Origin of the sequence: Thiomicrospira pelophila DSM 1534, from assembly GCF_000711195.1 — a bacterium.
Classification (GTDB): domain Bacteria; phylum Pseudomonadota; class Gammaproteobacteria; order Thiomicrospirales; family Thiomicrospiraceae; genus Thiomicrospira; species Thiomicrospira pelophila.
In genome coordinates, this window is sequence record NZ_JOMR01000001.1 from 49,603 (window position 1) to 74,897 (window position 25,295).

30 protein-coding genes are annotated in these 25,295 nt (G+C 44.5%); 13 read left to right on the forward strand and 17 right to left on the reverse strand.

Annotation, left to right across the window (positions count from 1 at the left end):
- The first annotated feature begins 540 nt into the window (after positions 1 to 540).
- From N746_RS0100255 to N746_RS0100310, 11 genes are all read left to right on the forward strand, one after another.
- A complete protein-coding gene (locus N746_RS0100255; protein WP_029933356.1) occupies positions 541 to 2,004 on the forward strand; it encodes a c-type cytochrome in 1,464 nt (487 codons plus the stop codon).
- Complete coding sequence (locus N746_RS0100260) at positions 2,004 to 3,242, forward strand: hypothetical protein (RefSeq protein ID WP_029933357.1); 1,239 nt, start codon at positions 2,004 to 2,006, stop codon at positions 3,240 to 3,242. Before N746_RS0100255 ends, N746_RS0100260 begins: the two co-directional genes overlap by 1 nt.
- 18 nt (positions 3,243 to 3,260) lie before the next feature.
- On the forward strand, positions 3,261 to 3,665 hold the full coding sequence (locus tag N746_RS10800) for a c-type cytochrome (protein WP_051678414.1): 405 nt from the start codon (positions 3,261 to 3,263) through the stop codon (positions 3,663 to 3,665).
- Positions 3,662 to 4,957 carry an NAD(P)/FAD-dependent oxidoreductase gene (locus N746_RS0100270; RefSeq protein WP_038125783.1) on the forward strand — a complete coding sequence of 432 codons (1,296 nt, stop codon included), beginning with the start codon at positions 3,662 to 3,664 and terminating at the stop codon, positions 4,955 to 4,957. The genes N746_RS10800 and N746_RS0100270 overlap by 4 nt, the downstream gene beginning before the upstream one ends.
- A gap of 17 nt (positions 4,958 to 4,974) precedes the next feature.
- Positions 4,975 to 5,676 carry a c-type cytochrome gene (locus N746_RS0100275; RefSeq protein WP_029933360.1) on the forward strand — a complete coding sequence of 234 codons (702 nt, stop codon included), beginning with the start codon at positions 4,975 to 4,977 and terminating at the stop codon, positions 5,674 to 5,676.
- Positions 5,677 to 5,936: 260 nt separating this feature from the next.
- Complete coding sequence (locus N746_RS0100285) at positions 5,937 to 6,614, forward strand: metallophosphoesterase family protein (RefSeq protein WP_051678415.1); 678 nt, start codon at positions 5,937 to 5,939, stop codon at positions 6,612 to 6,614.
- The gene (gene thiD / locus N746_RS0100290) at positions 6,611 to 7,411 is read left to right on the forward strand and encodes a bifunctional hydroxymethylpyrimidine kinase/phosphomethylpyrimidine kinase (protein ID WP_038125784.1); all 801 of its coding nucleotides are present in this window, start codon (positions 6,611 to 6,613) and stop codon (positions 7,409 to 7,411) included. The genes N746_RS0100285 and thiD overlap by 4 nt, the downstream gene beginning before the upstream one ends.
- Before the next feature lie 76 nt (positions 7,412 to 7,487).
- Entirely contained in the window at positions 7,488 to 7,994 is a 507-nt protein-coding gene (gene tpx / locus N746_RS0100295; RefSeq protein ID WP_029933363.1) for a thiol peroxidase, read from the forward strand.
- Positions 7,995 to 8,118: 124 nt separating this feature from the next.
- Positions 8,119 to 8,658 (forward strand): cytochrome b, encoded by a 540-nt coding sequence (locus N746_RS0100300; RefSeq protein WP_029933364.1) that lies wholly within the window; start codon positions 8,119 to 8,121, stop codon positions 8,656 to 8,658.
- A gap of 26 nt (positions 8,659 to 8,684) precedes the next feature.
- Positions 8,685 to 9,266 carry a YceI family protein gene (locus N746_RS0100305; RefSeq protein WP_029933365.1) on the forward strand — a complete coding sequence of 194 codons (582 nt, stop codon included), beginning with the start codon at positions 8,685 to 8,687 and terminating at the stop codon, positions 9,264 to 9,266.
- Between the two features lie 107 nt (positions 9,267 to 9,373).
- Positions 9,374 to 9,862, forward strand: a complete 489-nt coding sequence (locus tag N746_RS0100310) for a hypothetical protein (RefSeq protein ID WP_156018221.1) — start codon at positions 9,374 to 9,376, stop codon at positions 9,860 to 9,862.
- Here the strand turns inward: N746_RS0100310 and ubiA are convergent.
- From ubiA to mnmG, 17 genes are all read right to left on the reverse strand, one after another.
- A complete protein-coding gene (gene ubiA / locus N746_RS0100315; protein WP_029933367.1) occupies positions 9,854 to 10,720 on the reverse strand; it encodes a 4-hydroxybenzoate octaprenyltransferase in 867 nt (288 codons plus the stop codon). The two genes, N746_RS0100310 and ubiA, sit on opposite strands and share 9 nt — an antisense overlap.
- Positions 10,704 to 10,955 (reverse strand): hypothetical protein, encoded by a 252-nt coding sequence (locus N746_RS0100320; protein ID WP_245603302.1) that lies wholly within the window; start codon positions 10,953 to 10,955, stop codon positions 10,704 to 10,706. The genes ubiA and N746_RS0100320 overlap by 17 nt, the downstream gene beginning before the upstream one ends.
- Before the next feature lie 2 nt (positions 10,956 to 10,957).
- Complete coding sequence (gene glmU, locus N746_RS0100325) at positions 10,958 to 12,322, reverse strand: bifunctional UDP-N-acetylglucosamine diphosphorylase/glucosamine-1-phosphate N-acetyltransferase GlmU (protein ID WP_029933369.1); 1,365 nt, start codon at positions 12,320 to 12,322, stop codon at positions 10,958 to 10,960.
- Between the two features lie 137 nt (positions 12,323 to 12,459).
- On the reverse strand, positions 12,460 to 12,894 hold the full coding sequence (locus N746_RS0100330) for a F0F1 ATP synthase subunit epsilon (RefSeq protein ID WP_029933370.1): 435 nt from the start codon (positions 12,892 to 12,894) through the stop codon (positions 12,460 to 12,462).
- A gap of 6 nt (positions 12,895 to 12,900) precedes the next feature.
- Positions 12,901 to 14,283 carry a F0F1 ATP synthase subunit beta gene (gene atpD, locus N746_RS0100335; protein WP_211245128.1) on the reverse strand — a complete coding sequence of 461 codons (1,383 nt, stop codon included), beginning with the start codon at positions 14,281 to 14,283 and terminating at the stop codon, positions 12,901 to 12,903.
- A 27-nt stretch (positions 14,284 to 14,310) separates the two neighbouring features.
- Positions 14,311 to 15,174, reverse strand: coding sequence for a F0F1 ATP synthase subunit gamma (atpG, locus tag N746_RS0100340; RefSeq protein ID WP_029933372.1), 864 nt, complete (start codon positions 15,172 to 15,174; stop codon positions 14,311 to 14,313).
- A gap of 12 nt (positions 15,175 to 15,186) precedes the next feature.
- Positions 15,187 to 16,728, reverse strand: a complete 1,542-nt coding sequence (gene atpA / locus N746_RS0100345; protein WP_029933373.1) for a F0F1 ATP synthase subunit alpha — start codon at positions 16,726 to 16,728, stop codon at positions 15,187 to 15,189.
- A 15-nt stretch (positions 16,729 to 16,743) separates the two neighbouring features.
- Positions 16,744 to 17,280: a F0F1 ATP synthase subunit delta gene (locus N746_RS0100350; protein WP_029933374.1), complete on the reverse strand. Its 537-nt coding sequence runs from the start codon at positions 17,278 to 17,280 to the stop codon at positions 16,744 to 16,746.
- Between the two features lie 10 nt (positions 17,281 to 17,290).
- Positions 17,291 to 17,761: a F0F1 ATP synthase subunit B gene (locus N746_RS0100355; RefSeq protein ID WP_029933375.1), complete on the reverse strand. Its 471-nt coding sequence runs from the start codon at positions 17,759 to 17,761 to the stop codon at positions 17,291 to 17,293.
- A 50-nt stretch (positions 17,762 to 17,811) separates the two neighbouring features.
- Positions 17,812 to 18,102 (reverse strand): F0F1 ATP synthase subunit C, encoded by a 291-nt coding sequence (gene atpE / locus N746_RS0100360; protein WP_029933376.1) that lies wholly within the window; start codon positions 18,100 to 18,102, stop codon positions 17,812 to 17,814.
- A gap of 120 nt (positions 18,103 to 18,222) precedes the next feature.
- Complete coding sequence (atpB, locus tag N746_RS0100365; RefSeq protein ID WP_029933377.1) at positions 18,223 to 19,038, reverse strand: F0F1 ATP synthase subunit A; 816 nt, start codon at positions 19,036 to 19,038, stop codon at positions 18,223 to 18,225.
- A gap of 11 nt (positions 19,039 to 19,049) precedes the next feature.
- Positions 19,050 to 19,412 carry an ATP synthase subunit I gene (locus tag N746_RS0100370; RefSeq protein WP_029933378.1) on the reverse strand — a complete coding sequence of 121 codons (363 nt, stop codon included), beginning with the start codon at positions 19,410 to 19,412 and terminating at the stop codon, positions 19,050 to 19,052.
- Complete coding sequence (locus N746_RS0100375; protein WP_245603304.1) at positions 19,402 to 19,710, reverse strand: AtpZ/AtpI family protein; 309 nt, start codon at positions 19,708 to 19,710, stop codon at positions 19,402 to 19,404. Before N746_RS0100375 ends, N746_RS0100370 begins: the two co-directional genes overlap by 11 nt.
- Positions 19,711 to 19,910: 200 nt before the next feature.
- Complete coding sequence (locus tag N746_RS0100380; RefSeq protein WP_029933380.1) at positions 19,911 to 20,780, reverse strand: ParB/RepB/Spo0J family partition protein; 870 nt, start codon at positions 20,778 to 20,780, stop codon at positions 19,911 to 19,913.
- 12 nt (positions 20,781 to 20,792) lie between these two features.
- The gene (locus N746_RS0100385) at positions 20,793 to 21,560 is read right to left on the reverse strand and encodes a ParA family protein (RefSeq protein ID WP_029933381.1); all 768 of its coding nucleotides are present in this window, start codon (positions 21,558 to 21,560) and stop codon (positions 20,793 to 20,795) included.
- A complete protein-coding gene (gene rsmG, locus N746_RS0100390) occupies positions 21,553 to 22,197 on the reverse strand; it encodes a 16S rRNA (guanine(527)-N(7))-methyltransferase RsmG (protein WP_029933382.1) in 645 nt (214 codons plus the stop codon). Before rsmG ends, N746_RS0100385 begins: the two co-directional genes overlap by 8 nt.
- Positions 22,194 to 24,101 (reverse strand): tRNA uridine-5-carboxymethylaminomethyl(34) synthesis enzyme MnmG, encoded by a 1,908-nt coding sequence (mnmG, locus tag N746_RS0100395; RefSeq protein ID WP_029933383.1) that lies wholly within the window; start codon positions 24,099 to 24,101, stop codon positions 22,194 to 22,196. Before mnmG ends, rsmG begins: the two co-directional genes overlap by 4 nt.
- A 114-nt stretch (positions 24,102 to 24,215) precedes the next feature.
- Between mnmG and N746_RS0100400 the strand changes: the two genes are divergently transcribed.
- A complete protein-coding gene (locus tag N746_RS0100400) occupies positions 24,216 to 24,788 on the forward strand; it encodes a hypothetical protein (RefSeq protein ID WP_029933384.1) in 573 nt (190 codons plus the stop codon).
- Positions 24,789 to 24,849: 61 nt separating this feature from the next.
- Positions 24,850 to 25,284 (forward strand): DUF3010 family protein, encoded by a 435-nt coding sequence (locus N746_RS0100405; protein WP_029933385.1) that lies wholly within the window; start codon positions 24,850 to 24,852, stop codon positions 25,282 to 25,284.
- Positions 25,285 to 25,295 lie beyond the last annotated feature (11 nt).

The following is a 25,295-nucleotide window of genomic DNA, read 5'->3' on the forward strand; positions in this document are numbered from 1 at the left end:
GTTGCTAAGTTTTGCCTTCCCAAACCTCCACAATTGCATGATTTAAACTTTATGCGTTTTTAGACTAGTCATAAGGTAACGAGTTCCTCATAGGTTTGAAAATCCTCAAACCTGATAACAACAGCTGGAATCCCGCACAGTAGTGCAATCAGGGTTGACTTGTGCTCTTCGCCCACCTTATCTTGAATTAATTAATAACCATCTGTATTAATTAGATTTATCCTACATACATAATTAAGCCTAGACTCTATAAAAGCACGTCTTTTAGAAGGTAGGTAAGCATATATACTTATCGTCACGAATAAACCTTTTAATTTGTATGGGTGATTAAATTTTTAGACATTTAAGTATTAAATTATTCGATAACCACATTCACATTATTTATATACAATCTATCCCAAGCAACAATCTCAAACAAAGTGTCATGAACGCATCGTAGCTTAGGCGTATGATTGATTTGAGAATTTTACTTATTCGCTGACTAAACTTGTTAAGACAAGTCATTAGTCTGCATATCATCTAATGAAAAAGGACGTTTTTATGGAATTCATTAGCTTATTTCCAACTTGGTTCGAACCAATGGTGGGATCAGGCTGGGTGGTTGGTTTTATTGCGACCTTCCATGTACTGGCCTCTCATACATCGGTAGGCGCGGCTTTGTTGTTCGCTTACTTATCCTACCGAGCCTACAAAGAAGATAACGATGACTATCTAGACTTTGTTAAGAAGTATGGATTGTTTTTATTGGTGTTCACCTATGTCGCCGGCTCCTTAACTGGGGTGGGGATTTGGTATTCAACCACGGTCGCCAGCCCGAATGGTATCGGCGCTTTGATCCACTCCTTTGTTTGGAAGTGGGCAACCGAATGGGTGTTCTTCGTGATCGAGGTGGTCGGGATTTATATGATCGTTTACCTAGTCGGCAAGGTTGATAAGAAGACCCACATGAAAATCTCGGTGATTTTCGGTATTTCTTCGTTCGCGACCATGGTGATTATCATCGGTATCTTGTCTTTCATGATGGTGCCGGGTAAAGAGGCTTGGTTTGAAGAAGGCGGCTATTTGCTTGGTTTCTATGGTGACAATACCTTTGTGCAATTGGGTATGCGCATGACCTTTATGATGACTATGACCGCGATTGTTGGTGGCATAGTGGTTGCCAGCATTACCAACCCAGCGTTCAAAAAAGAAATGGCGCGCAAGCTCGGTTGGTTAGGGATTATCGCCACCTTGATCGGCGCAGGGTTATTCCAGGTTTATTTAAAAACCGTACCGGAGTCGGCTTTATTGGTGATGGAAAACCGTCTGCCAGATTATTTCGGTCCCAGCATTATGATCGTGTTAGCGATGACCTTGGCTTATTTCATTGTCACCATGTGGAAACCGCGTTTATTGGTGGCTGGCTTTGCCGGCTCGATGGCGGTGATTTTATTGGTGGCCGGTTTATGGCCGGAAGAAACCGCGCGTGAATCTATGCGTAAACCTTGGGTAGCGGGTCAATATGTTTACTCCAACCAAGTCATTGGTCGGGATGTGCCGGGTATGGGGATCGAGTCACAATTACCCCACCTTGAAAAGCACGGCATCTTGAAGTCTCACCCTATGACGCCTGCGCATCTGCGCGAAGTAAATGACGGCAATATTATTCAAGCGGGTGAATTTATCACTATGACCTATTGCTCGAACTGTCATTCACCTAGCGAAACTGGGATTCGACCATTACATCGTTATTTCCCTGAAGGCGTGACACAAGAGGTCATGGCACGTTATATCCGCGGTGCAATTATGCCTGGACATATCGCTTACATGCCAAAAATGCCTATGATCGACTCTGAAATCGAAGCGTTATCGGCCTATTTAGTGATGAATAACGAAAGCGGTCAAGCGGCGACACAAGTGGCGATTGAACAAGAAATAGCAAATCGTGAAGCAAGCAAGCTGGCTGATCAGGCACTAGGCCTGGTAGTGAGCTTGAATGAGTCGGCTAAACAGGAGGTTCAATAATGGAAGCCATGCAATTGACCGAAATGATGTACGCCATGCGCAACCCCGCAGGCGTACCTTTCTACCCAATTGTGTTTGTCGCATTGGGTGTATTGACCTTTGCACTGCATATTTTCTTTGTACAACTAATGCTGGGTACCGCCACGCTCACTGCGTTTGGTGCCTTCAGTAAGCAAGATAACTGGCGCCGCTTAGCCAGCGCTATGTTGGAAGTGGCGAAAGTATCGGTATCGGTTGCGATCGTCATCGGGGTCGCCCCGCTGCTATTTGTACAGGTGGTATATGACCCACAATGGTATACCTCCAATGTGCTTTCAGCTGACTGGGTGATTGCGTTTATCGTGATTATGATTGCCGGTTACTGGTCGATGTATTACTACTATTTTAAAAATGGTAAATACGGCCAAAATGCGGGCTCTCCTAAAGCACGCTGGTCGATCTTAGCGAGTTTAGTGATCTTCTTATTCGCTGGTTGGATTATGCATAGCTTGACCTCGCAAATGTTACATCCTGAACTATGGCAAGAGTGGTATGCACCAGGCGGCATGATGGATTACAGCGGTTCACAACTGCATGCCAATAACCCTTGGCGTTATGCCTTCTTTATTTTGCTAGGCATTCCAGCCGCAGGTGCGATGTTGGTGGCTTATCGTCGCTTCAAGTCGGTTCGTACTGATATGGATCAAGACTACTTGAACTGGGCAGGTGAGCTTGGCAAGAAATGGATAAAAATCGGTTCTTTAGTGGTGATCGTGCCTTATATCGGCTGGATGGCGACCGTACAAGAATCCGCCGCAGGGTTTGGCCTAACCATTTGGGGTTTATTACCGATTGTCGCCTTAATTGGTGTTGCGGCATGGGCTCAGCTTCGTTTAAAAGAAAGTCAATCACTTTGCAATTACATGGCATTAGGCGTGGTGTTTGTCGCGGTATTAGTCGCGTCTATCGGACGTGAAGTATTGCGTTACGACATCTTAAACGGTGCATTTGGTTATGACTTTTTTGACTATAAAGTCACGATGGATTGGTATTCAACCGCCCTATTCTTTGGCACCTTTGCGGTCGTTGGTGGCGCTATTTTGGCCTACTTCTTGACGATTGCTTGGAAGGTTGGCCAAAGCCAAGGTGTCTATACCCCAAGTAAAGCCGTTGATCGTATGGGAACCATCGCAATTTGGATTGTCAGTCTTTGGATGATTCACTTCTTCGCCATCGGTTTCTGGATCTGGGCTCAATAGGATTGGAGAAATATAACTATGAAAAAACAACTCATCAGCTTAGCGGTTTTGGCCTGTGTTTCGTTACCAGGTCTGGCGGCTAAAGCTAAATTAACCGATGATCAAATCAATCAGATCAACCAACAATATCCAATGCCAAGCGGCAAAATGTTGGCGGATAATTGTTCGGCTTGTCACGGCACCATGGGCGCCGAGTTCAGCGAAGGCATGCCACCTTTAGCAGGTATGGATCGCGATGATTTTATTAAATTAATGAAAGCATTTCGTGCCAACGAATTCCCCACCGTGGTGATGCACGATGTCGCGTATGTATACAACGATAAAGAAATCGAAGCTATGGCGGATTATTTTGCGGCACAACCGGCCCAACAATGGCCGCATTTAAATGCAGACGGCACAGTAAAACAAGGAGTGAAACCATGAGCTCTTTAACGAGAAGACAATTAATTAAATACCTAGGCGCGTCCGCTGTTGCCGGTTCAGGCTTGTTTGGTTTCAACAACCAGGCCTGGTCGAATAAATCGGCTCATATCGTCATCGTAGGTGGTGGTATTGGTGGCGCGGCTTTGGCAAAATATCTACGTATTGCGGACGGCAGCGTACGCATTACCATGATTGAACCTAACCCGGAATACACCTTCTGCCCTGGCAGTAACGAAGTGTTTAATGGTCACGAAACCTTAGACAATCTAACCTATAACTACGACACGTTTAAAACCCGTTTTGGGGTCAACATGATCCAAGATAAGGCAGTCGCGATTGATTACGACAAGCATCGTGTTCGTGTTAGTTCAGGCGATTGGGTGAGCTACGACAAATTAGTGGTATCAACTGGCCCGGACTTTATGTATGACGCGGTGGAAGGTTACAGCGCGCAGTTGGCCGCTACCGATTTACCACACGCTTGGAAGGCTGGTCCGCAAACAGCCAAACTAAAACAACAGCTTGATTCTATGCGCCAAGGCGGCACGGTGGTTATTTCTTCACCCGATGGCGCTTATCGCTGCCCGCCCGCACCTTATGAGCGTGCTTCGATGATCGCCGAACAACTTGAAAAGGTAAACCCCACCGCCAAAATTTTAATTTTGGATTCCAAAAACGGTTTCACTTTTGACAAACACTATTGGCATTACTGGACAGAGCGTCACGGATATGGCACCGATAACGCTCGTATTAGCTGGATCAGTGAACAAGAAGGTGGTCGTGCGGTCAAAGTCGATGCTAAAAATAAAGTGATCACCACGGCCAATGATGAAAAGGTAAAAGCGGACGTGATTAATATCATTCCACCGCATAAAGCCTCTAAGTTTGCAATGGATACGGGATTAGCTAAGGGTCAACGTTGGGTGCCTTTTGACACTAAAACCTTTGCCTCGGATGTTCATCCTGACGTATTTGTGATCGGTGACATGGTGGATGCCCCTATGTCGAAAACCGGCTACATCGCCAGCAACCAAGCCAAAGTAGTGGCACAAGCGATTGTGGATCAGTTAGAGGGTCGTGAACCAGGTACGCCGTTTATCACTAACAACTGTGTCGCGATTATTTCGGAAGAATACGGTATGAGCATTGCCGATACCCACCGTTTCGGCGGCGATACTTACCTGCTGCAAAAACGACTTTCCAAAGTCACCGACAATCCTTACGAACGTCGCATTCGCGCCGAACTGGCGAAGAATTGGCAACGTACCTTCCGTAAAGATATTTTCAGCTGAGTGACAAGGAGAGCAATATGAAAAAACAATTATTTGTCGCTCTATTCAGTGCTGGGACATTTATGACCGGTTCGGCGATGGCAGCGGATCATGCCCCAAAGGCTGAGCCTTGGACACCCATGCAATGGAGTAAGACATTAGAGAAAATGCCACAAGGTGATATTCAACGTGGTGCCGATTTACATCGTAATGGTTTGTGCATGACCTGCCATGGCGCAAACGGCGTCGCGCCTTCACGCAATGCCCCCAGTCTGGCGGCGCAACCGATCGAGTATACCTACAAAACCTTGTTGGATTATAAAAGTGGCTTACGTAACGAAGGCGATGGCAAAGCTAGCTTAATGCATGCCGCTACTCAGCCTATGTCTCAACAAGACATGGCCGATTTGGCTGTTTATTATGCCGATCAAAGCCTTCCTCCACGTGCGGAAGCCAAGCAAATTGACCCGGCTATTGATCGATTAACACGCAAAGGTGATATGTCTCGCATGATTGTCGCTTGTGCGTCTTGTCATGGGGCTAAAGGGGAAGGCAACGGCGTTACCCCAGCCTTAGCGGGTCAAACGCCTGAATATTTTGTGCGTACGATGCAAGCATACAAAAACAAACTGCGTACCAATGACCTTAATGAAGGTATGGCGCAATTCACTTATAATCTAACCGATGCCGAAATTGATGCCTTGGCGGATTATTACGCCAGCTTTGGCAAAGGAGAGTGATATGACAGGAATGAAAGCCATCATTTGGGGAATTATCCTCACCTTTGGCTCAATCGCCTTAATTTGGCTATTGAGTTTATTAACTGTCGTATCGGTTTAATTTCACCTTAACCACATCAATCGCCCGCTTTAGCGGGCTTTTTTATGGCGCAAGTTTAACATTGTAACTGGTTATTCATCTGCGCCTTAGCCCGCCCGTCTTGTTTCGACTTCCACCAGTCGCTTAGGTTAAAATAAACTTTCAAAACCGAAGGATACGCATGAAAATCGTTCATATCAGTGACACCCACGGCCTCCATCGTCAAATCGACTTTGCTCATGTTGAGGCGGATGTGTTGGTGCATTCAGGCGATTTTTTAACCGAGCTTCGTGATAGCGGTTACAAACAATATGAGTTTGAAGCTTTTATTAAGTGGCTGGCGGCGTTGCCTTTTAAACATAAAATTTTAGTCGCGGGCAATCATGACTGGTTCTGTTATGAATGTCTAACTCAAACCGTCGACTTAAAAACATACTTGCTGGATGAGTTTGGAATTCATTATTTAGAAGATGATGAAGTTGTCATTAACCAAGTCAAATTCTATGGCTCTCCTTGGCAGCCAGAGTTTATGAACTGGGCATTTAACTTACCTATCAATGGCCCTGAAATAACCGAAAAATGGCAACAAATCCCCCAAGATACCGATGTACTCATCACGCATGGCCCTGCGTTTGGTCACTTGGATTTGGGTCGTCCTCAAGCGCGTCCGCTGGGCTGTGAACGTTTACGCGAAACTCTAGATCAACACCCAAACATTAAGCTGCACTTGTTCGGTCATATTCATGAAAGCTATGGCTATAAACAGTTTAATGGCGTACATTTTTATAACAGTGCCTATGTTAAACGTGATGAAAATCTACTCGCGTTTCCGCCGATTATTGACTTGGCTAAACTATGAATCAACCTATCATTCTGACGATTGCTGGTTCGGATACGCTGGCCGGTGCCGGACTGCAAGCTGACTTAAAAACCATTCATGCTTTAGGCGGGTATGCGGTTACGGTAACCACCGCGATCACCGCGCAAAATTTTGCAGGTGTGCAAGCCGTGTTTCCGTTATCGGCCGCGCAGGTGTCAGCACAGTTAGATAGCTTATTATTGAATGTTAAAATTGATGCGATCAAAATTGGTCAGCTCGCCAGCGCTGAGATTATTCAGGCGCTTAGCCAATCACTGAAACCTGCACAATGCCCGATTGTATTGGACCCTGTTTTGGTCAGCTCTAGTGGTCAAGCCTTGTTATCTCCATCGGCCCATTCAACCTTAATTCGCCAGTTGCTTCCACTTGCACAACTCATCACACCCAATATTCCAGAAGTCAACGCGCTGCTCGGCACGAAATATAAAGGCTTAGCCGATGAAATGAGTGATATTGGCCAGGCCTTTTTTGCATTAGGTGTGCAGGCGGTCTTAGTGAAAGGCGGCCATAGTTTAGATGACGAGGCGGTCGATTATTTGCTGTACCCCGATCGACCGCCGCAGGTTTTTTCAGCCCCGCGTCTGACTCACTTAAATGTAAAAGGCACCGGTTGCGCCCTGTCTTCTGCGTTGGCTTTTTATCTTTCACAGGGGGATGATTTAATCCATGCCACCGGACATGCGAAAACATTTTTATATCAAAATTTAACGCACGCGCACTATGCAGAGATTTCTCAACCCACCGAATCCGCGCGCCTGATTAATCCATTTCTATAAGCCTTAGGTCTGCTTGTTTTAAATAGTATTTAGTGACACAATCCATAAGCCTATTCGAAAAAATAAGGAGTAGATTATGGCGAGTATTACTCTCAAAGGCCAACCAATCCAAACAATTGGCGAGCTACCAACAGCGGGCTCTCTTGCTCCAAACTTTACCCTCACTAAAGCCGACTTAAGCGATACTAATTTAGCCGACTATGCTGGCAAAAAATTGGTGCTTAATATTTTTCCAAGCATCGATACTGGTGTTTGCGCCGCTTCGGTTCGACGTTTTAATGAGATTGCCTCTAAGGTAAAGGATGTACAAGTGCTGTGTATTTCCGCCGACCTACCTTTCGCTCAACAACGGTTTTGTGGTGCCGAAGGTTTAGACCAGGTAATTAATTTGTCGAGCTTTCGTCACTCGGCCTTTGGTGAGAGTTATGGTTTAATAATAACAACCGGTCCACTCCAGGGCTTATTATCGCGTGCCGTTGTGATCGTCGATTCGAATGGAAAAATTTGTTATACCCAACAGGTTCCCGAAATTGTCCAAGAACCCGATTACGATGCGGCTTTAGACGCACTAAAGCGCTGCTAAGAGGGAAGTAATAAATCACCAGGCCTGGTTGTTTCTGTATGGAAAAAGTATTTTTATATTAGTGGGATTATCATTCATATGAGAAATAGTTAGGATAGTCACGTACCAATAAGGAAGCATTTTTATGTTAACAAATCAGGCAAATCAATATGGAGTGGTTCAAATCGCTTTGCATTGGTTAATTGCGGTGACCATATTTGGCCTGTTTGGCCTTGGACTTTGGATGGTGGATTTAACCTACTATAGTGCTTGGTATCGAACCGCACCTGATTTGCATCGCAGTATTGGTGTGCTTGTCGTAAGTTTAATGGTGTTTCGTTTGTTATGGCGTCTGGCGAACCCGAAAGTTGAGTTGATACCAACTCATAAAAACTGGGAACGCAAACTAGCTCACGTTACCCATGCTTTAATGTATGGCTTAATGCTGCTGCTGGCAATTTCAGGCTATATGATCACGACGGCTAAGGGGCAGCCCTTACATGTGTTTGATTGGTTCTCGATTCCGGCGATATCAACGGGCATTGAATATCAAGAAGACATTGCAGGCGATTTGCATGAAATTTTTGCTTGGAGCTTAATTGGCCTGGCCTTGTTACATATTGCTGGCGCATTGAAACACCATTTTGTTGATCGCGATAACACCCTGAAGCGCATGCTTCCATAACTATTTTTTCTACCAAGGAGCGTAATATGAAAGCGTTGAAATATTTATTAGCTGGCTTATCTTTAGCCTTAGTTTTTCCGTTAGCCCACGCTAAACCTGTTACTTATGATTTTGATATGGAAGGCATGCATGCTTCCATTAACTTCAAAGTAAATCACTTAGGTTACAGCTGGTTAGTCGGTCGTTTTGATAAGTTTGATGGTCATTTTGTGCATGATGCAAAAAACCCTAAAAACGAGAAAGTTGAAGTCACCATCGACACACGCAGCGTGAACTCAAACCATGCTGAACGTGATAAACATTTACGCAGCGATGACTTTTTAAATGTAGGTGAACATCCACAAGCCAAGTTTGTTAGCACCAGCGTGACAAACCAAAAAGATGGCACTAAGTTAATTAAAGGTGACTTTACTTTAAACGGTGTCACTAAAGAGATTGAAATTGTTGCCAACAAAATTGGTGAAGGTGATGATCCTTGGGGTGGTTACCGCGCAGGCTTTGAGGGCACAACTGAAATCACGATGAAAGACTTTGGCTTTAAGATGGATTTAGGTCCAGCTTCGGCTAAAGCCTACCTTGATCTTCATGTTGAAGGTATCCGTCGTTAATTTGTTTTGAACGAGCAAAGCGACTAAGCCGGGTTTATCCCGGCTTTTTTATAGCTGTAGGTTTATCGGCTATAATGTCAGGTTTTCATTTCACACAAAAGGGCGTCATGAGCCAAGCGATTAAACAACTTGAGTTACGTTACAACAATACAGAAGATCGAATTTTGCTCACGATTGCAACCCCGACCCATCATGTGATGAAGGCTTGGATTACGCGTCGGTATGTCAAAATCTTAGTGCCTGCCTTACAAGGTCTGAATCCTGAAACACTTAAACCCATGGTCGAAATGCCTGATAAGGCTGAACATGAAGATCATGATTATAATTTGGATGATGAATTTAACGAGCCGGACAATCCTCATTACCCTTTGGGAAAAGAGCCTATCGTGTTGAGTAGCTTACGTTTTATGAAACAAGACGCACCCATGCCGCGCTTAGCTTTAGAACCTAAAAGTGGATCAGGTATTATGTTGAATCTTTACCCGCCTTTTGTCCGAGCACTACAAAGTCAATTAGCGAATGCGATTTTAAAGGCCGATTGGCAATTAGATTTGGATCCGATGGTTGGTTTTGCGAGTTCACACCGTTTACAGTAACTGAGCATCGCTATAATTCAATATCAAACTCAGCAGAATAATGAGGCCTACCCAATGGTTATGTTTAAAGGCTTTAAAACAGAGTGCACGATCTCGATCCTTAATCAGCCACTGGTGGTATACAAACAAAGCCATCACCAAGCTCAAACTGACATAATAAATCGTGTTTAAATCAAAAAGTTTCCCCATCACCAGCAACATACCCAACATAAGGACTTGTAGTAAACCTATGATCAAACGGTCATAATCACCAAATAAAATCGCGGTAGACTTTATGCCGACCTTTAAATCATCTGGTTTATCCGTCATCGCATACATGGTGTCGTAAATTAAAGTCCACAACAGAGTAATCGCAAACACCCACCAGGCCTGGTAGGGAACCGTGTTTTGCACGGCGGCAAAGCCCATCGGCACGGCCCAGGCAAACGCCATCCCCAAAAAAACCTGAGGCCAATGCGTAAATCGTTTGGTATAAGGATATAAAGCGGTTAACAAGAGCGCACCAACCGCCAATGCAATGGTTAAAGTGTTGAGCAGTAAAACCAAACTAAAACCCAATAAGCCCAAACCAAAAAATAACCATAGTGCTTCGCGTGGTTTAATCTGTCCCGTTGCTAAGGGACGCTCACAAGTTCGTGCTACTGATCCATCCCAATGACGATCTGCATAGTCGTTAATGACACAACCTGCCGAACGAACAACTATGGCGCCGAGCACAAAAACCAAAAGCACCAGGCCTGGAGGAGAGCCCTCCGCCGCCAACCATAATGCCCAAAGCGCCGGCCAGAGCACCAAATAAATACCCACCGGCTTGTTAAGACGCATTAAATCAATATAGGGTTTAATCTTCGAAAACATGGGCCCAGCCCTGCTGTTTAATCCAGTCTACGCCTTTCGGATTAGCGCTGATTTCGTAACTAACTTCGCTATAACGTTCGCTGTGATTGAGCGTAATTTTAGCTTGGTCCTTTTGCCAGACGCTTTCAATCGTCCAACCCATTAAATGACTCTGACCGCCATCAAAACTGATTCGTTCCCAACCTTCTTCGGCGAGTGTAGTGTTAATAAGTTGATAGTCTTGTTCCGTCATCATGGCTATTTTTTAACCGGCTTTTGCCAGCCCTTTAGAGTGAGTTGTTTAGCTCGACTAAGTGTGAGTTCATTCGCGGGTGCCGTTTTAGTAATGGTTGAACCGGCTCCAATTGTAGCGCCGTCTTCAATTGTTACTGGAGCAATTAATTGGCTGTCAGAGCCAACAAATACATTGTTTCCAATAATGGTTTTGTATTTATTCACGCCATCATAATTACAAGTGATTGTGCCCGCGCCTATATTAACGTCAGAGCCCATATTGGTATCACCGACGTAACTTAGATGGTTAACCTTCGAGCCAACACCAACCTGTGCATTCTTTAACTCTACAAAGTTTCCGATATTTACTTTATCCGACAAATTTGTACCAGGTCGAATTCGAGCATAAGGGCCGATATTACAGTTTTGGCCCAGCTTAGCCGAATCTAAATGACTGAAAGGTTTGATGATTGTACCGGACGCAATCTCAACATCTTTCAGAACACAATAGGCACCGACTTTAACACCATCACCTAGTTTAACTTGACCTTCGATGATGACACCCACATCCAGTTCGACATCCATACCTACTTCTATCTCACCACGAATATCCAAACGATTGGCATCAAGTAACGTAACACCTTGCTCCATTAAGGTTTGGGCTTGCTGACGCTGAAATTGACGTTCTAAATCTTGTAACTGAGCTTTATTATTTACACCTAACACTTCCATTTCTGAAGACGGAGAGGCCGTACGAACTTGAAATCCATCATCCACCGCCATCGCGATAATATCGGTTAGATAATATTCTCCCTGTGCATTATTGTTTTGAAGGCGTGACAACCAGGCCTGCAATTGCTGGCCTTGTACGGCCATAATACCCGTATTAACCTCGTTCACTTTTAGCTGATCAGCATTTGCATCTTTTTGTTCGACGATAGCCGTAACACAATGATGTTTATCACGTAAAATTCGGCCATAGCCGGTAGGATCTTCTAAATTAATAGTGAGTAAAGCGAGTGGATGCTTGGCATCAATTTGAGACAATAAATCTTCTAACGTTTCAGGCCGAGTTAAAGGGACATCCCCATACAAAATTAATACGCGATCGTCGCCTTCTATACAGGGTAAAGCTTGTTGAACGGCATGACCGGTGCCAAGTTGCTCGGTTTGCTCAACCCAACGAATTGCTGGAGAATTAAATACCTGTTTAACTTGGTCTGATCCATGTCCAACTACCAGAGTAATTTTGGCAGGGTTAAGTTGACCTGCTCTATCAAGCACATGTCCTAATAACGGTTTGGCCGCCAAAGGTTGAAGTACTTTTGGCAATTTGGAACGCATACGTGTACCTTTGCCCGCCGCCAAGATAACAAGATTTAAATTCATTGAAACATCTCCTAAAAATCCTCAACACTCTAAATGGCTGAGCACTTAGTATAAAACCAGCCAATAAAATGTTCAGGGCTTTTAGTTAATTATAAAAAAAGCGCCCGAAGGCGCTTTCTTTTTTTCGGGGGACTAAATTAAGCCATCCCAGTTTTTTCCAAACGATCACGTAGTTTCGTAATTGTCTGAATTTGGGCTACCGCTTCCGCCAAGTCGATTTGCGCACGCGCTATATCGACATCAGTTTTTGCGTTATCCATTGCTTCTTCAGCACGCTGTTTTGCTTCAAGTGCTTGAGCTTCATCTAAGTCTTTAGAACGCACACATGTGTCGGCCAAAATGGTCACCACATGCGGCTGAACTTCGATTGTGCCACTGTTGACGAAAAAAGCATCTTCTTCATCACCACTTTTCACACGTACTTCGCCAGGTCTTAACTGACTTAAAAACTGGGTATGGAAAGGCAAAATACCTACCTCTCCATTGGCAGCCTGTGCGAAAAGCATGTCGGCTTTTCCAGAGAAAATCTCACCTTCCGCACTTACTATATCTACTTGCATAGAGACTGCCATAACTTATTACCCCTTATATTTCTGTGCTTTCTCGATAACTTCATCGATCGCGCCACAGTACATGAATGCTTGCTCAGGAACATCATCCATTTCACCGCTAAGAATCATTTTGAAACCACGGATAGTTTCAGCTAATGGTACATAACGGCCATCTTCACCTGTAAACACTTTCGCAACGAAGTAAGGCTGAGAGAAGAAACGCTGCATCTTACGAGCACGTGCTACTAAAGAACGGTCTTCTTCTGAAAGCTCATCCATACCTAGGATAGCAATAATATCTTTCAACTCTTTGTAACGCTGTAACGTCTGCTGTACACCGTTAGCAACTTGATAGTGCTCAACACCAACAACTAGAGGATCTAGCTGACGAGAAGTTGAATCAAGCGGATCGATGGCAGGGTAAATACCTGTTTCAGCGATCGAACGGTTCAATACAACAGTTGCGTCTAAGTGAGCAAAGGTTGTAGCTGGTGATGGGTCAGTCAAGTCATCCGCAGGAACGTAAACGGCCTGGATAGACGTGATAGAACCGGTTTTAGTAGAGGTAATACGCTCTTGAACTTCACCCATTTCTTGGGCCAAGGTTGGCTGATAACCTACCGCAGAAGGCATACGACCTAATAGAGCCGATACCTCGGTACCCGCAAGGGTATAACGGTAAATGTTATCAACGAAGAACAATACGTCACGACCTTCATCACGGAAGTATTCCGCCATTGTAAGACCTGTTAGGGCTACACGTAGACGGTTTCCGGGTGGCTCGTTCATCTGACCATAAACAAGAGCAACCTTGTCTAATACACCAGATTCAGCCATTTCGTGATAGAAGTCATTACCTTCACGAGTACGCTCACCTACACCAGCAAATACTGAGAAGCCTGAGTGTTCCATCGCGATGTTACGAATTAACTCCATCATGTTTACGGTTTTACCAACACCGGCACCACCGAATAGACCAACTTTACCACCTTTCGCGAAGGGGCAAATTAAGTCGATAACCTTAACACCGGTTTCAAGAAGTTCTTGAGATGCGGCTAATTCTTCAAACTTAGGCGCTTTACGGTGAATAACAGCGCGTTCTTCAGTATCAACTGGACCCGCGTTGTCAATTGTATTCCCTAATACGTCGAAGATACGTCCAAGTGTGGCTTTACCAACTGGTACAGAAATCGCTGCACCAGTATTAGTTACTTGCATACCACGCTTTAAACCATCTGATGAACCCATTGCGATGGCACGAACAACTCCATCACCAACTTGCTGCTGTACTTCTAGAGTAAGCGCAACGTCATCTACGATCAACGCATCATGAACTTTAGGTAACTCAGCACCACTAAACTCGACGTCGATAACCGGGCCGATAATTTGTACTATTTTTCCACTCATGATATTAAACCTTTTTTTGCAAATACGAACCTAAACCGCAGAAGCACCTGCGACAATTTCCGATAGCTCTTGGGTAATCGCTGCTTGACGCGCTTTGTTATATGATAATTTAAGATCTTTAATCATATTACCTGCGTTATCAGAAGCACTTTTCATTGCAACCATACGCGCAGATTGTTCACAAGCTACGTTTTCCACGACGGCACCAAATACGGTGCTCTCTACGAAACGTACCATTAAGGTATCTAATGCTTCTTTTGCATCAGGTTCATAGAGATAATCCCAATATTTCGCTTCCTTATCCGCTTCCGATGACTGCAAAGGAATAAGTTGTTCAATAGTAGGCACTTGAGTCATAGCCGATTCAAATTGGTTCGAGGCAACATAAACAGCATCCACTTTGCCTTGATCAAAATGATCCAACATAACCTTAATCGTGCCAACTAAATCAATAATATGCGGTTTATCACCGATATCGGATTTTGACGCGACTACATTTCCGCCATAATGTTTAAAGAAAGTTTGCGCTTTCTTGCCAATTACAGCCAGCTCAACCTCTACATTTTCACTCTGCCAAGCATTTAGCTTTTTCAAGGTTTTACGGAAAAGGTTGGTATTTAAACCACCACATAAACCACGATCAGATGAAATCACGATTAAACCAACACGTTTAACTGGACGTTCAATCGTATAAGGATGCTTATACTCATGATGCGCACCAGAAACATGATCAATTACACGCTTCACCTTCTCTACATAGGGACGGGTCGCCGTCATGCGTGCTTGCGCTTTACGCATTTTCGACGCCGCCACCATTTCCATGGCCTTGGTGATCTTTTGGGTATTTTTAACGGACGCTATTTGCGAACGTATTTCTTTACTACCGCCTGCCATGGCCAAATCCCCTTAGTAAACGCCGGTTGATTTGAAAGACTCAATCGCTGCTTTTACGCCAGAAATAATCTCATCATTCCAATCACCTTTTTCATTTAGTTTTGCAACTAAATCTGAGTGAGAAGAATTGATATAGGCGTGTAGAGCGGCTTCAAAATCACCGATTTTATCGACTTCAACGTCGTCTAAGTAGCCTTCGTTAGCCGCGTATAGAGACGTCGCCATTTCAGCAATAGTCAAAGGAGAGTATTGCTTTTGCTTCATCAACTCGGTTACACGCTTACCACGCTCTAACTGAGCTTTAGTTGCCGAGTCAAGGTCAGATGCAAACTGTGCGAAAGCCGCCAATTCACGATACTGAGCCAAGTCAAGACGGATACCACCACCAAGCTTCTTAATCGCTTTAGTCTGAGCTGAACCACCAACACGTGATACAGACAAACCAGCGTTAATTGCAGGACGGATACCTTGAGCAAATAAACCAGTTTCTAAGAAGATCTGACCATCTGTAATCGAAATTACGTTAGTCGGAACGAATGCAGAAACGTCACCCGCTTGGGTTTCGATAATTGGTAAGGCCGTTAATGAACCGGTTTTACCTTTAACTTCACCGTTCGTGAACTTCTCTACATAATCTTCGCTTACACGAGCGGCACGCTCAAGAAGACGAGAGTGTAGATAGAATACGTCACCAGGGAAAGCTTCACGTCCAGGTGGACGACGTAGCAATAATGAGATCTGACGGTAAGCTTGCGCTTGCTTGGTCAAGTCATCATAAATGATCAACGCATCTTCACCACGGTCACGGAAGTACTCACCCATAGAACAACCTGCGTAAGCCGCTAGGAATTGTAGGGCCGCTGGATCAGAAGCATTAGCTGCAACAACAATCGTGTTGTCCATTGCGCCATACTCTTCTAACTTGCGTACGATGTTGTTTACCGTAGAAGCCTTCTGGCCCATTGCTACGTATACACATTTAATACCAGTGTCTTTTTGGCTGATTACCGCATCAATAGCGATCGCTGTTTTACCGACCTGACGGTCACCGATGATCAACTCACGCTGACCACGACCAACTGGGATCATAGAGTCAATAGACTTGATACCAGTCATCATAGGCTGATCAACTGATTTACGATCGATAACACCAGGAGCAATACGCTCAATTGGTGATGTTGCTTTCGTATTGATTGGGCCTTTACCGTCGATTGGACGGCCTAATGCGTCTACAACACGACCTAGCATTTCTGGACCAACCGGTACTTCTAAAATACGACCAGTACAAGTTACTTTGTCACCTTCCGAGATATGCTCATATTCACCTAGAACAACCACACCAACAGAATCGCGCTCAAGGTTAAGCGCCATACCAAAGGTTTGTTCATCGAACTGAACCATCTCACCATACATCACATCTGACACGCCGTGAATTAGCGCAATACCGTCAGCGATACTAACGACTGTGCCTTCACTGCCAGACTCTGCAGTCACTTTAAAACCGGCGATGCGGTCTTTGATTAAGTCACTGATTTCAGAGGGATTCAATTGCATGTGTCTTCCTCTCAATTAATAGGCTATTGCTGCGCCAAGTTTTTGTAATTGGGTGACCGCTGAGTTGTCTACAACCCAGTCGCCCACTTTAATACGAATACCGGAAATTAAAGAATCATCGACGACATAGTCAATATCTACTTCGGCATCAAACTTGGTGTTTAAAGCAGCACTTAATTTACGTTGTTGCTCAGCCGTAGGCTTTCTTGCTGACGTTATTGTCGCTTTAATACGCTTCTCTGCTGTTGCTTTTAATTGATCAAACAATTTTGCAACCTCAGGTAACGCATTTAAACGCCCATTATCAGCAAGAGCGACTAATAGGTTTTTAACTGAGTCTGATAGTTTTGAACCCATAACCGATTCAAAAACGCTGAGTTTTTCAGCGTCTGAATGGCGCGGGCTACCAATAAACTTTTCCATTTGAGCATCTTGAGCAATAACGGCCAAGTTGTTCAATGCATCAGACCATTCAGCTAATTGCTTATTTTCAGTAGCAAAACTAAAAGCTGCTTCTGCATAAGGTCGAGCGGTTGTGATTAATTCTGCCATAGCATTTTCCTTAGATTTGTTTTACTAAGGTTTCAAGCATCTCATTATGAGCCTTAGCATCGACTTCTTTGCTCAGGATCTTTTCAGCGCCTGAGACAACCAAAGTGGCGACTTCTTTACGAAGGTGCTCTCTAGCACGGCTAATTTCTTGCTCAATATCTGCTTGGGCGGCCGCTTTAATGCGTTCAGCCTCTTCCGCTGCTTTTACTTTCGCATCTTCTACGATTTCAGTGCCACGTTTTTCAGCTTGGCTCAACACATTCTGAGCTTGAAGTTTGGCATCTTTTAAAACGTCTTTCGCACGTTTTTCAGCCATTTCAAGTTCATGCTTGCCTTTTTCGGCTGCAGAAAGACCATCAGCAATACGCTTTTGACGGTCTTCCATTAGCTTAGACATTGGCCCCCACAGCACCTTATTCACGAACCAGATTAATAGCACAAATGCGATCATCTGGATGATTAGGGTTGCATTAATACTCACAGTGGTTACCTCGTCATTCGTTGGTTAAAATTACAATCATGGGCTTTTAATTAAGCGCCCAATGCTGCTTGCAATGCACCTACGAATGGGTTAGCGAACAAGAACCACATTGCGAATGCCAAAATAATGAATGGGAATGATTCCATAAGACCAGCGAAGATGAACATGTTTGTCATTAATGCTGGACGCATTTCTGGTTGACGAGCAATCCCTTCTAAAGTTTTAGAACAGATAAGACCCCAACCAATTGCAGAACCAAGACCTGCAGCTGCCAAAATTACACCTACACCAATCGCAGTTGCAGCGTAAATATCAGCAATCATAGTAGCAGTTACTTCCATTGACTTTCTCCTAAGTTTTTAAAGTTAAAGTTAAAAAAGCTTTTTACCCAGTGGTAGGTGCGCTTAAACCCTTTTAGCACTTTAGCCTTGGCTAAAGTGCCAGTTCTTGCTTGTTACTTATTAATGGCCTTCGTCATGCGCCATGGCTAAGTAAACAATCGTGAGCACCATAAAGATAAAGGCTTGCAGGGTGATGATCAAAATATGGAAGATCGCCCAACCAAGATCCAATATGGCTTGTAAAGGTGCCCAGAATAGAGCAGCGGCACCCACTGCTAAGGTTCCACCAATCAATGCGATTAGTAGGAATACAAGTTCACCTGCAAACATGTTACCGAATAGACGCAAGGCTAAAGAGATAGGCTTAGCGATCTCTTCGATGATAGTCATCACGATGTTAACAGGTACTAAAAATTTACCGAAAGGGTGGAATAGGAACATTTTGATGTACCCACCAAAGCCTTTTACTTTGATGCTGTAATATACAACTAAAGCAAAAATAACTAAGGCCATTGCCAAAGTTGTATTCAAATCAGTGGTTGGTACGATTTTCAAGTAAGCGTGAGAATCACCTACTATTAACTGAAATAAATAAGGGAATAAATCAACCGGAATCAAATCCATAAAGTTCATCAACCATACCCATAAGAATACAGTTAAAGCCAAAGGCGCAATGACAGGATTGTGACCTGGGAAGGCATCTTTAACGTTAGTAGATACGAAATCTAAAATCGATTCGATAAAGTTTTGAAAACCACCTGGGACACCAGTTTCCAACTGACGGCCAACAACCATTGCCACGCCAATAATTAGCATACCTAATAACGCACTCACAATAATAGTATCTAGATGGAATGTCCAGAAACCACTACCGACCGAGTTGTTTGTCAAGTGATGTTGAATATATTCAACAGTACCCATTTTTTCCGCACTCAAGAGCCTTCTCCTTAGTCAGTCAAACGACGCTTACCCTGAAGATTAAACATCTGCCCAATAGTCATTAACACAAAAGTAACGACCATTGGCATTGGTTCTAATTTCAAGAGCGCCAGCCCAATAACAAATAACACAGCCAATAGCACGAAGCGTATAACTGCACTCATATATAAAACTAGTATGCCGCCCTTTGGATCTAGGGCGGCTTTTTTGTTGGCACGTTCAAACGTGAATGCAAGCATTGCCACGTTAGCCAAACCAATTATTACGCCATACAAAGATGAGAGCGGATGCCCATAATAGGCAAACACGCTCAATGCGATCACGCCAATGAATCCTTGTATCACGAAAGGCCGTAGGATATTAGTTTGCATCTACGTCCTTGATTTGTTCTTTATTTTGTTTGTTTTGCGTTTTGTCCATATGCTGTAATAAACGGTGCACTTTCTGACTACCACCGATCAAACCCAATACACCACACGCAATCATAAAAAAAGGCGTGGTATCTAATAGGTAATCAATGCCATAACCCACAATAAAACCCGCGATCACCATGGAGGTGAACATTTGCCCCGAGCCTATATGCAAAAAATTCATGCCGACTTTGGGTTTACTTTTATTGTCGTCTTGTTGCATTATTAAACCTAACTTTATGGGTTGCCAGCTTGCCATGCGACAAAGCCTGCACATATTATCCTGTTACAAGCTGAATTGCTAGCGTCGTTTGTGCTTAGATTTATTAGTTTTAAACTGCCAACTTCAACATATAGTTATGATTTTCATATAACCACTATATTTTGTGATCGCGCTATTCAAAAATTTTATACAAAGTGTTTAAAAATTTTTGTTTGCTGATTTACGCTCAATTCAACTTAATGTTCAATTCGCTGCAAAATCTGATCTAGTTCATCTAAGTTTGAATAACGTATTTCGAGTTTACCGCGGCCTTTCGTACCATGATTAATCATCACCTTAGCTCCCAACTTCTCCGCCAATCGGTTTTGTAAAGCCTCAATATTGGGGTCAACTGGCATAGATTTTTTAGCTTGGGAAGTTGCAGATGACAGCTTCACCTGAACGGCTTGTTCCATTTGACGTACCGACCAGGCCTGGTCGATTGCTTTTTGAGCCAGTTTCACTTGTTCGCTTTCATTTAAGCTTAATAAAGCACGCACATGCCCCATGCTTAAACTATCTTCATTCAACCATTCTTGAATTAACTCAGGTAACTTTAATAATCGCAATAAATTAGTCACCGCTGTTCTAGATCGCCCAACGGCTTCAGCGACTTCTTGCTGGGTTAAATCAAACTCTTGCATTAAGCGTTGTAACGAACGTGCTTCTTCAAGCGGGTTAAGATCTTCTCGCTGAATATTTTCGATTAACGCCATGGCCAAGGTTTGTTTGTCATCGACTTCGCGCACAATCGCTGGCAACGTTTCTAAACCGGCCATTTTGGCCGCACGCCAGCGGCGCTCACCGGCAATCAGTTCGTAGCTTTGATTATCCAACCATTTCACAATAATTGGCTGCACTAATCCTTGCGCTTTAATCGAATCCGCTAATTCCTGCAACGCTTGCTCATCAAAGTGTTGGCGCGGTTGATATTGACCTGATACAACTTGGTCAATCGGTAACTTTTCAACCCGCCATTCATTTACATGCGCGTCAGATTTTTGCTTACTGCTAATCAGAACATTAACACCGCGTTTACCTAGTCCAGAATGTCGTTTTTTTGCCACTGAGCTTTCCTCTTAAATGCGCGTCTTGCGGATCAATTCGTTTGCCAAGGCCAAATAGGCCACGGCTCCAGCCGACGCAGGATCATAGTCCAAAATCGATTCACCATGACTAGGCGCTTCGGCCAAACGAATATTTCGCGGAATGATGGTTTGTAGTACTTTCATACCAAAATGCGCGACCAATTCGTTAGACACATCGTTTGCCAAATTATTTCGACGGTCATGCATGGTGCGTAATAAACCATCAATGTGTAAATCGGGATTAAGTTCTTTTTGCACGGTTTGTAAGGTGTCCATCAAAGCCGACAAGCCTTCTAGAGCAAAATATTCACATTGCACAGGCACCAAAACACCATCGGATGCAACTAGGGCATTTAATGTCAGCATGTTCAAAGTTGGCGGGCAATCAATAATCACAAAATCATAATCTTGGCGAATGCTTTGCAAGGCATGACGGAGGCTTTTTGATCCCTCATCATCCTCTAGCAACTGAACTTCAGCGGCGGTTAAGTCACCGTTAGCGGCAATTAAATCAACCCCTGCTTGCTCGGCTCTGATCACCACGTCCTGCGCCGGAGCTTCATCCATTAATAGGTCATAAGCTGATTGGGCAACCTGATCTTTATCGATGCCCAAGCCCACCGTGGTATTACCCTGCGGATCTAAATCAATCAACAATACGTTTTTACCTAAACGGGCTAAACAGGCGGCTAGATTGACACTGCTGGTGGTTTTACCCACGCCCCCTTTTTGATTAGCGATCGCCATCACTCTACCCATTCAGTTCATCTCCTCGTTGTTGCATTTCGACTAACCGACGCTCAGCCACTAGGCCTGGTACGCTCAGCTCATAGACACTCTTTACCTCGACCCACTCAGGCAGGGATTTCATTTCTTCCGGCAAACTTTGCGACTTCATTGCCCACCAGCGGCCATTAACGGCCAATAACGTGCGTGTTAAATTCACGAAATTATCTAACGCTGTGAACGCACGCGATATCACCGCTTGATATTGGTCTTGATGGTCTTCGACGCGAGTATGTAAAACCTGCACATTATCGAGCCCTAACTGAGCTTTAACCTGCACCAAAAAGCGTGTTTTTTTCTGGTTGCTATCCAACAAACTCACCGACATCTGTGGGAACAAAATTGCCAATGGAATACCTGGCAATCCTCCACCCGTACCGACATCTATTAAGGTTTGTGGCGCGGCGGATTCTATATAAGGTACCACCGCTAAGCTATCCAAAATATGCTTGACCAGCATTTCTTGCGGATCACGAATCGCACTTAGGTTATAGACCTTATTCCACTTTTGCAATAGGGTTAAGTAGGCCAATAACTGCGTGCAGGCCTGGTGGTCTAAGCTCACGCCCATTTGACTAGCACCTGCTGTTAACTCGGCCTCTAAGCTCATGCTTGCTCAGCGTTTAGCTTGGCTTTGGCCGCGCGATGTTTTTTCATAAAAATCGCTAACAGCGACACGGCGGCCGGCGTAATACCCGAAATACGCGCCGCCATACCTAAGGTCGCGGGTTTATGGGTACGCAGTTTTTGTTTCACTTCGTTAGATAAACCGGAGATGATATCCAAATCCAAGTCATCCGGGATTGGTGTGGTTTCTTCACGTTTGGACTTTTCAATTTCGATCAACTGGCGATCAATGTAACCCGCGTATTTAGCATCGATTTCGATTTGTTCGATGACGGCCGGATCTTGCACCGACTCGCCAAACACCTCCAACGCCGCCAAGGCACGATAATTGACGTTCGGGCGGCGCAATAAATCAAATAAGGTTTGCTCTTTACTTAATGGCAACTGCATTAGCTCTTCGGCTTTCTTAGCCTCTTTATGCGCTGGATAAATCCACACATCTTTTAAGCGTTGCACTTCTTGCTCTAAGCTTTCAAGCTTGGTTTCATAAGCCGCCCAACGCGTATCATCAATTAAGCCCATCGAACGGCCAATTTCAGTCAAACGCTGATCGGCGTTATCTTCGCGCAACAACAAACGGTATTCGGCACGCGAGGTAAACATACGATAAGGTTCTTGCGTACCCAAAGTAATTAAATCGTCGACCAACACGCCGATATAAGCTTCATCGCGGCGCGGATACCAAAGATCCAACTCTTGCGCACGGCGCGCGGCATTTAAACCAGCCAATAAGCCCTGTGCTGCGGCTTCTTCGTAACCGGTTGTGCCGTTGATTTGACCGGCAAAAAATAAGCCTTTGATGGCTTGGGTTTGCAAACTAGGTTGTAAACCGCGTGGATCAAAATAATCATACTCAATCGCATAACCTGGCCGCATAATGCGTGCATTTTCTAATCCCGCCATCGACTGCACAATTTTGACCTGGGTTTCAAACGGCAAACTGGTCGAAATGCCATTCGGATAAAGTTCGTTGGTGGTCAAACCTTCCGGCTCAATAAACACCTGATGCGAAGTTTTATCCGCAAAACGCATTACCTTGTCTTCAATCGACGGACAATAACGTGGCCCTACGCCTTCAATCACCCCGGTAAACATAGGCGATTGATCGAGCGATCCGCGAATCGCCTCGTGCGTTTGCTCGTTAGTGTGGGTGATATAACAAGGCAATTGTTTAGGATGCATGCTGCGCGATCCCATGTAGGAAAATACTGGCGCAGGGTCATCGCCCGGCTGCATCTGCATTTTAGAAAAATCGACCGTGCGCGCATCAATACGCGGTGGCGTGCCGGTTTTTAAACGCCCGACGGGTAACGCCAACTCACGCAATTTAGCCGCTAAACGATTGGCGGGCTCATCCCCAGCTCGCCCACCTTCGTAATTTTCCAGACCAATATGAATACGCCCAGCTAAAAAGGTGCCGGCGGTTAAGACGACTTGGCGCGCATAAAAATTAAGATGCATCTTAGTCGCGACCCCAACCACCTGATCGCCTTCAATCAACAAATCCTCAACCGGCTGCTGGAAAATAGTTAAGTTTTCCTGACTCTCCAAACGCATACGAATGGCTTGGCGATACAAAACACGGTCAGCTTGAGCGCGGGTCGCACGAACCGCTGGGCCTTTAGAGGCATTGAGGATACGGAATTGAATACCAGCTTCATCGGTGGCCAATGCCATCGCGCCACCCAAGGCATCCACCTCTTTAACCAAATGACCTTTACCGATGCCACCTATCGCTGGGTTACAGGACATGGCGCCCAAGGTATCGATATTATGCGTCAGCAACAGTGTGTTAACGCCCATGCGCGCCGAAGCCAGAGCGGCTTCCGTGCCCGCATGACCGCCACCAACAACAATCACATCAAAATGGGTTAAGGTTGTATCCATATCACTCAAAATTCAATATTTACAAGAAAACGGAATTTTACCACAAAGCGAAACGCGCCCAAGTGTAAGATAATAGAACGATAGGTTAGTGAAGTTAGCAAGGAGGGTTCAATCATGTTTAAAATACTCAGTTTGCTTTTGGCTAGCGCAATCTTAAGCGGTTGTAGCCAATTTGAAACCGCGAAAGATGCTGACATTCAGCCTGGCCAATTTTTTGTGCTGAAACAGCCAATTGACATTTTACCCGATCATACACGTCGCTTTATTCAGAATGGCGAGCTGACAACACGCGCAAAATTCGAACGCCGATCGCAACACTGTCGAATTGAAGTGCGCACCTTAAAAGAAAGCGTGCAAACCATCCAACCGGACCGATTCGAAGTGACCCGCGTTCGATTTGATTCCGAACCTATCGCGCGCAACGAGTCGTCGGTTATGTTGGCATCAAATGTCCGGTTTGGGATTGGCATCAATATCGGCATCCCCGTGTCGTTTAATGATGATGGCCCACCCGAGATGATGGAGTTGATTGAATTTCAATTAACATCAGATCGCCAGCCTGATGTCATGCGCTTGGTTTGCGCCAGCGCATTAAGTGACGGGCACCCCGCTGACTTTCCAGACAGTCAACGACCTGGTGCTGAACAAATTAAACGAATTTTGGGCGAGATCGGTTATTTTGAATAACCACCAGGCCTGGTGCTGGCGAGTACCAACGAATTTTATCCGTAAAACCTAAGGAACTAACATGATTGTTTGTGGTGTAGACCTAAGCAGCAACGAAGCTATCGTTTGCTTATTAAAATTTGAAAACGGCATATTTCACATGCCCGATTGTCGCACGACACGCATTCAATGCGCTGACCCAGACAAGTCTGACGATTTAAAACACTTCCAAAAAACCTTTGCCAAACTAGCCGAAGACTACAAGGTCGATCAGGTAGTGATTCGTGCCCGACTAAAAAAAGGCAAGTTTGCCGGTGGCGCGAATGGTTTTAAGCTTGAAGGGGTATTGCAAGTGACACCCAATTTAAACGTGAGTTTAATGACCTCTAGTGAACAAAAGTTAAACCTTAAAAATTACGGCTTACCGATTTCATTCAACGAAACTGGGCTTAAAAAGTTTCAAGAACCCGCGTTTATGGCGGCTTTTGGCTATATTGCTGGTCAATATGAATGGTAATCACGATATTA